Origin of the sequence: Allobosea sp. TAB14 (assembly GCF_052113865.1) — a bacterium.
GTDB classification, from domain to species: domain Bacteria; phylum Pseudomonadota; class Alphaproteobacteria; order Rhizobiales; family Beijerinckiaceae; genus Allobosea; species Allobosea spartocytisi.
In genome coordinates this window covers 1-10354 of sequence record NZ_JBFRDQ010000148.1, presented here as the reverse complement: position 1 = coordinate 10354, position 10354 = coordinate 1, and the positions used below count along the sequence as shown (strand labels likewise).

12 protein-coding genes are annotated in these 10354 nt (G+C 66.3%); 5 read left to right on the top strand and 7 right to left on the bottom strand.

The genetic code is table 11. The features are described from left to right. Positions 1 to 189: 189 nt before the first annotated feature. The 3 genes from AB4Y99_RS20165 to AB4Y99_RS20155 form a co-directional block, all read right to left on the bottom strand. Positions 190 to 822, bottom strand: coding sequence for a transglutaminase-like cysteine peptidase (locus AB4Y99_RS20165; protein ID WP_441524569.1), 633 nt, complete (start codon positions 820 to 822; stop codon positions 190 to 192). A gap of 647 nt (positions 823 to 1469) precedes the next feature. Continuing rightward, entirely contained in the window at positions 1470 to 2084 is a 615-nt protein-coding gene (locus AB4Y99_RS20160) for a PilZ domain-containing protein (protein WP_441524568.1), read from the bottom strand. Positions 2085 to 2145: 61 nt separating this feature from the next. Then, on the bottom strand, positions 2146 to 2718 hold the full coding sequence (locus AB4Y99_RS20155) for a PAS domain-containing protein (protein WP_038358436.1): 573 nt from the start codon (positions 2716 to 2718) through the stop codon (positions 2146 to 2148). 407 nt (positions 2719 to 3125) lie between these two features. Here AB4Y99_RS20155 and AB4Y99_RS20150 point away from each other — a divergent pair, with 407 nt between their 5' ends. Next, complete coding sequence (locus tag AB4Y99_RS20150; protein WP_133563401.1) at positions 3126 to 3938, top strand: rhomboid family intramembrane serine protease; 813 nt, start codon at positions 3126 to 3128, stop codon at positions 3936 to 3938. 162 nt (positions 3939 to 4100) lie between these two features. Further along, positions 4101 to 4532, top strand: coding sequence for a CBS domain-containing protein (locus tag AB4Y99_RS20145; protein ID WP_038358434.1), 432 nt, complete (start codon positions 4101 to 4103; stop codon positions 4530 to 4532). A 63-nt stretch (positions 4533 to 4595) separates the two neighbouring features. Here the strand turns inward: AB4Y99_RS20145 and AB4Y99_RS20140 are convergent, their stop codons facing one another. The 3 genes from AB4Y99_RS20140 to folE all read right to left on the bottom strand — a co-directional run bounded on the left by AB4Y99_RS20140 (position 4596) and on the right by folE (position 6992). Then, positions 4596 to 5585, bottom strand: a complete 990-nt coding sequence (locus AB4Y99_RS20140) for a patatin-like phospholipase family protein (RefSeq protein WP_441524567.1) — start codon at positions 5583 to 5585, stop codon at positions 4596 to 4598. Positions 5586 to 5778: 193 nt separating this feature from the next. Further along, positions 5779 to 6183: a phosphoribosyl-AMP cyclohydrolase gene (hisI, locus tag AB4Y99_RS20135; RefSeq protein WP_038358430.1), complete on the bottom strand. Its 405-nt coding sequence runs from the start codon at positions 6181 to 6183 to the stop codon at positions 5779 to 5781. Positions 6184 to 6347: 164 nt separating this feature from the next. Continuing rightward, positions 6348 to 6992 (bottom strand): GTP cyclohydrolase I FolE, encoded by a 645-nt coding sequence (gene folE, locus AB4Y99_RS20130; RefSeq protein ID WP_142022538.1) that lies wholly within the window; start codon positions 6990 to 6992, stop codon positions 6348 to 6350. A gap of 184 nt (positions 6993 to 7176) precedes the next feature. Here folE and AB4Y99_RS20125 point away from each other — a divergent pair, with 184 nt between their 5' ends. After that, complete coding sequence (locus AB4Y99_RS20125; protein ID WP_441524566.1) at positions 7177 to 7623, top strand: iron-sulfur cluster assembly scaffold protein; 447 nt, start codon at positions 7177 to 7179, stop codon at positions 7621 to 7623. On the opposite strand, the gene AB4Y99_RS20120 is transcribed toward AB4Y99_RS20125, so the two are convergent. Then, a complete protein-coding gene (locus AB4Y99_RS20120) occupies positions 7624 to 8355 on the bottom strand; it encodes a phosphatase PAP2 family protein (protein WP_441524565.1) in 732 nt (243 codons plus the stop codon). 112 nt (positions 8356 to 8467) lie between these two features. Between AB4Y99_RS20120 and yidD the strand changes: the two genes are divergently transcribed. Next, a complete protein-coding gene (gene yidD / locus AB4Y99_RS20115) occupies positions 8468 to 8803 on the top strand; it encodes a membrane protein insertion efficiency factor YidD (RefSeq protein ID WP_441524570.1) in 336 nt (111 codons plus the stop codon). 65 nt (positions 8804 to 8868) lie between these two features. Then, positions 8869 to 10354, top strand: a 1486-nt coding sequence (thrS, locus tag AB4Y99_RS20110; protein WP_441524564.1) for a threonine--tRNA ligase, incomplete at its 3' end; no start/stop codon positions are given.

Here is a 10354-nt window from a genome sequence, read left to right as displayed (position 1 = left end):
GGGGAGCTCCAAAAAGGTCGGGCCGGCTTCCCGTTACGGAAAGCCGGCCCTGGGCGAAACCCGATCTTGGGGACGGGTGGGTGGGGACGTGACCGAGCCTCGCCTTTCCGAATGAGCCGCCCACCGAAGATCCGGGCGGCTCGGTAGATCAGTCTCCGGACCGCCGGGCACGGTGCCCGGCCGTTCCGCTCAGCGCTGGACCGAGGCGACGGTGGGGGTCTGCGCGCCGCCGAGCGAGGTCCAGCCGGTCTGGTACTGGGACTCCCGCTTGACGTAGACGTAGCCGGTCTGGCTCCAGGGCAGGATGGCGTTGCGCTTGTTGTCGAGGATGAAGTCRCCGCGATCGGTGCGGATCATCAGCACGGCGTGTCCGGCATTCTCCTCGTCGATGACCACCGTCACCAGCATGGCACGGCGCGGCAGGCCGGCCTCGGCCAGGCGCTTGCGCTTCAGCAGCACGTAGTCCTCGCAATCACCCTTGCCGTCGGTGGGAATGTCCCAGCGATCGACCACGCCCCAGTGATCCTGGTCGGTGACCGGCTCGATCTCGTGATTGGCGCGGTTGTTGACCGCGACGATGGTCTTCCAGAGCTTGGGCGTCAGCTCGACGCGCTCGGGCTCGCGGGTGTCGAGCCTGCACTCGGAGGGCATGCGCTTGCAGAAATCCGTCCAGGCATAAGGTGCGCGGGCGTCGCCGCTGGCGGAGGCCGGGGCACTCGCCACCGGGATACCCACGCTCTGCGCTGCGACGCCTGAAGCGCCGGCGATGGCGAAAGCGGCCACGAAGGCGGTGCCGATCAGACTGCGATGAAGAGAAAACATGTCGTCCCCTTTCTGTCCCGGGGAGACGATGCGATCCGGTCGATGGATTTGGTTTGAAGTCGAAACGTACAAATTTATGTATTTTCGCCAGCAACCGCCTCAATGAATATCAGAGCCAATCTTGTTCAAAGTCGAAAGTAACGATTTGTGACGATGATGAAACTTTCTTTTAACCGTTAATTGTGTGTTACACGGCAACGGCTCGTTAACTTACCTGATTGTTACCAACGTGGAGAATGGGAGAGAGCGGCTTCGATCGCTGGTTTCCGTGACTCGCGGATCGCGCCGATCACGCAACGCGCGCGCGGAAGCTGCCGGATGCCGGCGGGCTCGCAGGCGGTCCTTCGTTGCGGCCGCGATGCGCGGCCGGACGATCGCGGTGCCGTGCCAGAGCACTGGGAGATGATCGTCAGCTGGGTCTCGCCGCCGCGAGACGGGCGCCCAATCCGCCTGTGTCAGTCCGGGGCGCCGCGCAGCGGCGAGGCCGCAGCCCGGACTCGGATGCGTGTCATGGAGAAGCGAGAGGCGGAGGGGCCCTTCCGGACCGTTTATCGGTCCGGGGTCACAGGCTCATTGCCGGGCAATGTCCCGGAATGGCGGTGGCCCGGACACGCGTCGTCGCAGGAGGGGCGGCCGGTGGCCTGCCGTCAGAGCTCGAGGTTCTCGTCGAGCAGGTCGGCGGAGAGCGGGAAGCTGAACTCGACGGCATAGCCGCCGTCGAACCGGCGCACGATCCGGCCCGGCGTCGTGCCGAGCCGCACGGGTGTGCCCGTCGGCAGGTCGAGGTCACTGGAGATCGCGGCGCCGGAGAGCGAGATGTCGATGACGCGGACGGGATGCTCGGAGCCGTCGCTCATCGTCAGCATCGAGCGCGGATTGCGCGGAACGATGCGTTCGTGCCGGCGATCTTCCGGCAGGCCGAGCTCCTCGCGATTGGCSAGCCAKGTSAGCTGGGCGGTGAATTTCTCGCGCTTGCGGCTGGTCGCGGTGATSGTCATCGCGAASCCTTCCAKCGTGGTSCGSACGSMARTGCCCTCRATMCGSCCGAGATGTTCGAGATAGACGATGACGCGCTCTCCCGGCGCGGCCTTGGCCGGCGCGGCGAGATGGACGCCGCCCGGCGAGATGTCGATCGTCTGGCAGGGGTATTCCATCCGATTGGGCAGCATATAACGGCCCAGCAGCACCACCTTCATCCGGTGATGCCTCCTGCGTTCGACCGGAACGGTCGCCGCCCGGGGCGTTTGGAGCGCGCTCAACATCAATGGACCAGCCTGGATTCGGGGCCGATCCTAGGCAGGAACGGTTAACGGAAGGTCAAGGTCAGGCGCGTCCGCCGGGCAGGACGACGAGGCGCGGCGGGGCGGAACGTTGCCGCTCAGCCGGGGCGGGGCGCGCGGACGTGGTGGGCCAGAGCATGCGCAGCGAGATCATCCGCATGGCGACCACGGTGTCGAGGCCGAGCCAATCCGGGGTGAGGGCGGGCGAAAGCGCGCCCAGGACCCGCGCATGGGTGCGGCCGCGATAGCGCAGCGGCAGCAGCAGCAGCTCCAGATAGATCGGCGCGCCGGTGCTGGTTTCGCCGGAAAGCCCGGCGACGGCACCGGCCGTCTCGTCCATCACCGTCTGGACCAGGCGGCGCATGTCGCCCTGCGCCTCGACCTCGGGCCAGATCGCGGCGAAGGGGCGGCCGCGCAATTCATGGCCGATCAGCGCGCAAAGCCGCGTGCCGGCCAGGCGGAAGACCGGGCCGATCGGCTCGTTCTCGAGAATGAACGTGTCCGCCAACGCATGGCGCAACGCTCCGGGTTCGATCTCGCCACGTTCGGGCGCCGCCCGCTCACCGCGCAGCGCGTCCCAGTAGTCGAAGACCAGACGTGTGCTCGTGTTTTTCATTCTGCGCCCATTCAGCGGTTGATCCGATCGGGGAATCGCGCGTCCAGCGATGACGCAGATCCGTCCGAAAGGGGGACGAGTCGGTCCCTGATAGGATCGAGGACGCACCCGCCATGCCGTCTTGCCATCCCGGGGTGAGTCGGGGGAGGCGCCGGGGCGGTTAGGGTTAACGAAGTCTTATCTTTGTGGAAGATGCCTAGAATGCGTATCAAATGCCATCGAATTCGCGGGCGGCAAGCCGCCGACGCAAACCGGGGTGGAGGGGGCGTGACACGTCGTCCGGCAGGTCCGGATGACGGCACAGCCGGCGGAAAAGGGGAGGGCGTCATGCCGCTCCCCTTTTTCGTGCGTGGATAAGGCCGGCACGCCTTGCGCGAGCCTGCCGCTTCGGCAAGTGTTGCGGCGCAATGGCTTCCCACGATCCCCGCCCGCCGGCGCGCGAGCCCGCCTTCAACCTGCCGTCCGTGATCGTCCAGCTCCTGGCGGTGCTGGCGCTGATCCAGGCCGGCCGCAGCCTGCTCTCGGACGAGAACGACTATCTGCTGATGTCGTGGCTGGCCTTCGTGCCGGCGCGGCTGACGCTGTGGCTGTCACCCGACAAGCTTGACGACGTCGTCGGGGCGCTGGCGCAATCGACCGTCGGGCAGGATGTCGGCGATCGGCTGCAGCTCGCCCGCCTCCTGCTGGCGGATGGCGGCGTCCGGCTCTGGACGCTGCTGACCTATGGCTTCCTGCACGGCTCCTGGCTGCATCTGGCCTCGAACGGCCTGTGGCTCGCCGCCTTCGGCAGCCCGGTGGCGCGACGGCTCGGACCTGGCCGCTTCCTCAATCTCCTGGCGCTGTCCACGATTGGCGGCGCGCTGCTGCACTGGTGGTCGCGCGATCTCGACCTGCTGCCGCTGGTCGGCGCCTCGGCGGGAATCTCGGGGGCGACGGCGGCCGCGATCCGCTTCGTCTTCGCGCCGGGCCTGCGCTTCGGCGAGCTCGGCAATGACGAGGTGGTGAAAGCGATCCCGGCCGAACCGCTCGGGCAGCTCTGGCGCAATTCACGCGCCGTGCTGTTCACCGGCATCTGGTTCGTGACGAACATCCTGTTCGGCGCCGGGCTCGTGCCGATCTTCGGCGAGGCGACCAGCATCGCCTGGGAAGCGCATATCGGTGGCTTCCTCGTCGGGCTCCTGCTGTTCCCGCTGCTCGACCGTGGGCAGAAACGCAGCTGAACGGGCGCTCGCGCGCCTTGCCTGCGCCGCGGTCTTACCCCACACTCCCTGTCATTGCGAAGCACTCCTCGGGCCTGCCCGGCATCGTGAGTCCGCCGGCAGCCGTGGAGCGGCAGCGGAACCACGCGCCGGCCAACGGCGCGTCAGCAGGAGGAGCCTTCGATGAATGTCGAGCAGTTGCTGAGCGGCAAGGGCCGGGAGGTCATTTCGGTGCAGCCGCACCGGACCTTGGCGGAAGCGGTTCGCGTCCTGAGCGAGCGGCGAATCGGCGCCGTCGTGGTCATGGGCGCGGATGGCACGCTCGTCGGCATCCTGTCCGAGCGCGACATCGTCCGGGCGCTCGGTAAGGAAGGCGCTGCCGCGCTGGAGAGCGCGGTTTCGCGGGCGATGACCGCGAAGGTGGTGACCTGCCGCCCGCAGACCAGCGTCGACGAGCTGATGGAGATCATGACGACCGGGCGCTTCCGCCATGTGCCGGTCATCGAGAACGGTCGCGTCGCCGGCATCGTCTCGATCGGCGACGTGGTGAAGCATCGCGTCGCGGCGATCGAGGCCGAAAGCAAGGCGATGCGCGACTATATCGCGATGGCCTGAGCCAGAGCATTTTCGCGCGAAGCGGGGACCGGTTCGCGTGAAGACAATGCGGAAAACAATGTCCTAGCCGCCGACCGGGATATGGTTGGCGGCGACGACGGTCGCGATCTCGTCGAGGGCGCGGCGGGTCGCCACCCGGCCGAGTTCGATCGTTTCGTCGGCGCGGTGGAAGTCGAACAGGYCGACGCGGCCGAGGCGCGGGCCGATCATCACATCGGGCGGGTCGCCGGCGAGGCGCGAGCGCGAAATCCGGTCCTGCGTGATGTTGAAGGCGTCGATCATGACGCCGGCGAGGCCCGGACGGTTTTCGCTGGGGCGGCCGACGAGGTTGCGGACGCGCTTGGCCGCGACGGTGATGCCGTCGAACCAGCGCTGCGGGGGACGAAGCTCCCGCTCCGGCACGGTCTCTTCGGGTTCGGGGTCAGGGTCCGAGGCATAGTTCTGGATCACCGTGCCGCGGCCGGCGAGGTCGTTGTTGAGGTTGACGCAGATCACGATGTCGGCGCCGAGCGCGCGGGCGGCGGTGACGGGCACCGGGTTGACCAGCGCGCCGTCCATCAGCCAGCGACCGCCGAGCTTCACCGGGTCGAAGATGCCGGGCAGGGCATAGGAGGCCCGCAGCGCCTCGATCAGCGGGCCGTGCGTCAGCCAGATCTCGTGGCCGGTGCCGAGTTCGGTCGCGATGGCGACGAAGCGTTGCTGAAGTTCCTCGATCCGCAGGCCCACGAGATCGCGCTCGAGCAGGCGCTTCAGCCGGCTGCCGGCGATCAGTCCGGCGCCACCGATGTGGAAATCCATCAGCCCGACGACGCGCCGCTTGGTGAGGCCGGTCGCGAATTCACTGAGCTGGGAGAGCCTGCCGGCGGCGTAGCAGCCGCCCACCACCGCTCCGATCGAGGTTCCGGCGATGACCTCCGGCGCGTAGCCCGCCTCGATCAGCACCTCCAGCGCGCCGATATGCGCCCAGCCGCGCGCCGCGCCGCCGCCGAGCGCCAGGCCGATCTTCGGCTTGCGCTTCCCGTTTCGCTCGGGCGCAGACGGCATTTCGTTCATGATGTTCCCACCTCCGCCGAGGCCGAAGGCTCTTCGCGCGGTGTTGTCCCACAACATGGATCCGTCCCTCCGCTGAAGGTCAGAATCCCAGAATGCGATGAGCGAAACGTGAACGGCATCTCGTCAGCGCATTATCCGCCGGATTTGACGGAATGGTGAAGGCGGTCCGAGGCAGGGCAGCCCCGCCTGCCGCTCACGCGAAGAGGAGCGGCCCGCCGGCCTCGGCCCGCAGCGGCTGCGCGCGATAGAAGCAGGAATGGCGGCCGGTATGGCAGCAGCCGCCGTCGCCCGCGACGTTCACCTTGAGCCAGATCGCGTCCTGGTCGCAGTCGACGCGCATCTCGACGATCGTCTGGATCTGGCCGGAGGTCGCGCCCTTGTGCCAGAGTTCGTTGCGCGAGCGCGACCAGTACCAGGCCTCGCCGGTCTCGATCGAACGCGCGAGCGCCTCGGCATTCATATGCGCGACCATGAGCAGTTCGCCGGTCTTAGCGTCCGTCGTGACGCAGGTGACGAGGCCGTTCGCGTCGAAGCGCGGGCTCAGCACCGTACCCTCCTCGAGGGCGTGCTTATCGGCCGGGGCAGGGAAGAGGCTCATGGCGACTCCGATGGGAGAGATCGTCTTATGACGTGGAACCCGCCGTCATTCTCGGGCGAAGCGAAGCGTAGACCCGGGAATCTCCGGGGAGAGATGCTCGGATCAAGCCCGAGCATGACATGGGGTTCAGGGGCGAATGCCCTGTCTCGCGGGAGGGGCTGCGCCTACAGCCCCGCCGACTTCACCATGGTGAAGAAGCGCACCTGCTCGGCCGGGTCGTCGCGGAAGAGGCCGCGATACTGCGTCGTCATCGTCGAGGAGCCCTGCTTCTGCACACCGCGCATCGACATGCACATATGCTCGGCCTCGATGAGCACGGCGATGCCGCGCGGCTTCAGCGCTTCCTCGATGACGTCGGCGATCTGGGCGGTCATCGCCTCCTGCGTCTGCAGGCGGCGCGCATAGAGATCGACGATGCGGGCAAGCTTGGACAGCCCTACCACGCCCTGCGAGGGGTAGTAGCCGATATGCGCCTTGCCGACGAAGGGCACCATGTGGTGCTCGCAATGCGAATAGAACGGTATGTCGCGCACGAGGACCATGTCCTGGTAGCCGTCGACCTCCTCGAAGACACGGTCGAGGATCGCGTGGGGATCCTCGCCATAGCCCTTGTATAATTCCTTATAGGCCTTGACGACGCGCTGTGGCGTCTCGGCCAGCCCCTCGCGCGACGGATCGTCGCCGGCCCAGAGAATGAGCGTGCGGACAGCGGCCTCCGCTTCCTCCTGCGTCGGCTTGCCGACCAGGAACTTGTCTGCGGAGGGGGTGACGGCCCGCTCGACGGACAAGGACTTAACCACAGGGATCATGTGGTGCCTCCCGTTGGATCAAATGGCGCCGCGCGATCCAGGCCTTGCGGCCGCGGGCCGCGAGGCCGTTGCGACAAGTTCCCCCGCTGCGGGCGGTGAGGCTCCAATGCCCTCCCGTTCGCGGCGGATCAACCCTATATTGTGTCCCGGTGCGGGCCCTTCCAGACCCGCGAGAGATTGAGCCATGCTGGACGAAGTCTACAACAAGCGCATTCTCGCGCTTGCCGCCAACATCCCCCTGCTCGAGCGGCTGCCATCTCCCGATGCCACCGCCAGGGCCCATTCGAAGCTATGCGGCTCGACAGTGACAGTCGATGTCACCATGGAAGGCGACGTCGTCACCTGCTTCGGCCATGAGGTCAAGGCCTGCGCGCTTGGACAGGCGTCGTCCTCGATCATGGCCCGCCATGTCGTCGGCTCGACGGCAGACGAGCTGCGCCGGGTCCGGGAGCAGGCACGGGCGATCCTCAAGGAGAATGCCGAGCCGCCGGAGGGCAAATGGGCTGATCTCGCCGTGCTGGTTCCGGTGCGCGACTACAAGGCCCGGCACGCCTCGACCATGCTGACCTTTGATGCCGTGGTCGACGCCATCGACCAGATCGAGGTGAAGCGCAAAGACGCGGCAGCCTGATTACTTCAGGCCGAGCGCCACGCGGATTTCCGGCACCGTCTCGTCGAAGCGGGCCTTGAAGGCACGGTCGGCCAGCAGGGCCTTGGCGACGGCGCGGCCGACCTTATCGCCGGCGACGAGGTCGCTCTCGTAATGGAAGCCGCAGACGAGACGGCTTTCGCCATAGGTCTTGACCCGTTCCTCCAGCTTCTCGCCAAGTTCGGGGACGGCGGTCTTGAGCAGTTCGGCGTAGAGGGCGGCGGTGGCCGCATGCGCCGAGGGGAAGGAGGTGCCTTCCGGCCGGCCGCCCGGGCAGGGCTTGATGCGGACCTTGTTCCAGACGCTGAAGGGGCGCGGCCGGCTGGTCAGGCGATGGACGCTCTTCAGCAGGATCGAAAGCTCGATCTGCGCCTCGCGGAACAGCAGCCGGACCTCGCGATGGGTGTTGTCGACATAGCTGTTGTCGATGCCGTCGAGGAAGTTGACCAGCGCCTGGCGCTGGTCGGCGATGGCGGCCTTCTCGCGCTCGGGCGTGCGGGCCTGCGAGATCTCCAGCACATGCTCGAATTCGGCCTTCGCCTCAGGCGAGTTCTGGGCCGGCGGCAGGCCGGCGATCTTGGCGATGTCGATCTTGGCGCCGTCGAGCCAGAGCAGATAGGCGCGCTGCTGAGCATCGGCGGCCGTGGCGAGGCTAAGACCGAGAAGGAGGCCGCAACCGGCCAGGGCATGGCGAAAATGTTTGGCGCGCATCATGTTATGAAATCGATCAAGGAAAGCGGTTCTGGTGGCGGATCGGCAAAACGAAGCAGACGAGCTATTTCAGCGTCTTTTTGTTAAACAAAGATGTTCGCTGTTGCACAAGGTCATCTATTGGCCGCGTAAAGCTGCACATATCGCGATTCGCGGCTATCAGCTCAGCTTTTCGATGCTGGTCGGCCGCCATTGCCGGCATTGGCCGAGCTGCTCGGCCTATACCGACGAGGCGATCCAGCGTTTCGGCCTGTGGCGCGGCGGCTGGATCGGGTTCGCGCGCATCTGCCGCTGCAACCCTTACGGCACCAGCGGCRTCGATATGGTCTGCGAGGAATTGCCGCCGCGCTCGTCCTGGTATAGGCCGTGGTCCTATGGCCGCTGGCGCGGGACGAACGTGCCGGCGGCTATCGATTCCGGCGCCGATCCGGCTGCGGGCGACGGAACGTAAATCTCACATTCGCAGTCGGTCTGACTTACGGGGTTCGTATCCCCGAGTGAGCAGGAGCGCGATCGATGACGATCTCCCTGAYMTTTCCYGAYGGCGCCAMGCGCGAGTTYCCYTCCGGCATCACCGGRRWSGAGATYGCCRRSGGCATTTCCCCCTCTCTCCTGAAGCGCACCGTCGCCATGGCGCTCGACGGCACGGTCGTCGACCTCTCCGACCCGATCGAGCGCGACGCCAGGATCGAGTTCCTGAACCGGGAAGACCCGCGTTCGCTCGAACTGATCCGGCACGATACCGCGCACGTCCTCGCCGAAGCCGTGCAGGAGCTGTTTCCCGGCACGCAGGTGACGATCGGCCCCGTCATCGAGAACGGGTTCTTCTACGACTTCGCCCGCAACGAGCCCTTCACGCCTGAGGACTTCCCGGCGATCGAGAAGAARATGCGCGAGATCATCGCGCGCGAYAAASCCTTCACCAAGGARRWSTGGAGCCGCGACARGGCCAAGSAWTTCTTCSSCRACAAGGGYGAGGCCTWCAAGGTCGAGCTGGTCGATGCGATCCCCGCCGACCAGACGCTCAAGATGTACGCGCAGGGCGACTGGATCGATCTCTGCCGCGGCCCGCACATGACCTCGGTCGGCAAGGTCGGCAATGCCTTCAAGCTGATGAAGGTGGCCGGCGCCTATTGGCGCGGCGACTCGAACAACGCGATGCTGACACGCATCTACGGCACCGCCTTCGCCAAGCAGGAAGAGCTCGACGCCTATCTCAAGCAGCTCGAGGAGGCGGAGAAGCGCGACCACCGCAAGCTCGGCCGGGAGATGGACCTGTTCCATTTCCAGGAGGAGGGGCCGGGCGTCGTGTTCTGGCACTCCAAGGGCTGGCGGATGTTCCAGGAGATCATCGCCTATATGCGCCGGCGCCTCGCCGCCGACTATGAAGAGGTGAATGCGCCGCAGATCCTCGACAAGTCGCTCTGGGAGACCTCGGGCCATTGGGGCTGGTACCAGGACAACATGTTCGCGGTGAAGTCTGCCTCGGCCTTCGAGAATCCGGAGGACAAGGAGCGCGACCACAAGGTCTTCGCGCTGAAGCCGATGAACTGCCCCGGCCATGTCCAGATCTTCAAGCATGGGCTGAAGAGCTATCGCGACCTGCCGATCCGGCTGGCCGAGTTCGGGGCGGTGCATCGCTACGAGCCGTCGGGCGCGTTGCACGGGCTGATGCGCGTGCGCGGCTTCACGCAGGACGATGCGCATATCTTCTGCACGGAGGACCAGCTCGCCGCCGAATGCCTGAAGATCAACGACCTGATCCTCTCGGTCTATGAGGATTTCGGCTTTACCGACGATCTCGTCATCAAGCTCTCGACGCGGCCCGAGAAACGCGTCGGCTCCGACGCGGTCTGGGACCATGCCGAAGAGGTGATGGGCAAGGTGCTCGAACGGATCGCGGAGCAGTCCGGCAACCGGATCAAGACCGAGATCAATCCGGGCGAGGGTGCCTTCTACGGGCCGAAATTCGAGTATGTGCTGCGCGACGCGATCGGCCGCG

Coding starts and splice junctions, on each gene's coding strand:
- AB4Y99_RS20155 (WP_038358436.1), bottom strand. CDS start 2,718: ATGAAAAACACGAGCACACGTCTGGTCTTCGACTACTGGGACGCGCTG.
- AB4Y99_RS20150 (WP_133563401.1), top strand. CDS start 3,126: ATGGCTTCCCACGATCCCCGCCCGCCGGCGCGCGAGCCCGCCTTCAAC.
- AB4Y99_RS20145 (WP_038358434.1), top strand. CDS start 4,101: ATGAATGTCGAGCAGTTGCTGAGCGGCAAGGGCCGGGAGGTCATTTCG.
- hisI (WP_038358430.1), bottom strand. CDS start 6,183: ATGAGCCTCTTCCCTGCCCCGGCCGATAAGCACGCCCTCGAGGAGGGT.
- folE (WP_142022538.1), bottom strand. CDS start 6,992: ATGATCCCTGTGGTTAAGTCCTTGTCCGTCGAGCGGGCCGTCACCCCC.
- AB4Y99_RS20125 (WP_441524566.1), top strand. CDS start 7,177: ATGCTGGACGAAGTCTACAACAAGCGCATTCTCGCGCTTGCCGCCAAC.
- AB4Y99_RS20120 (WP_441524565.1), bottom strand. CDS start 8,355: ATGATGCGCGCCAAACATTTTCGCCATGCCCTGGCCGGTTGCGGCCTC.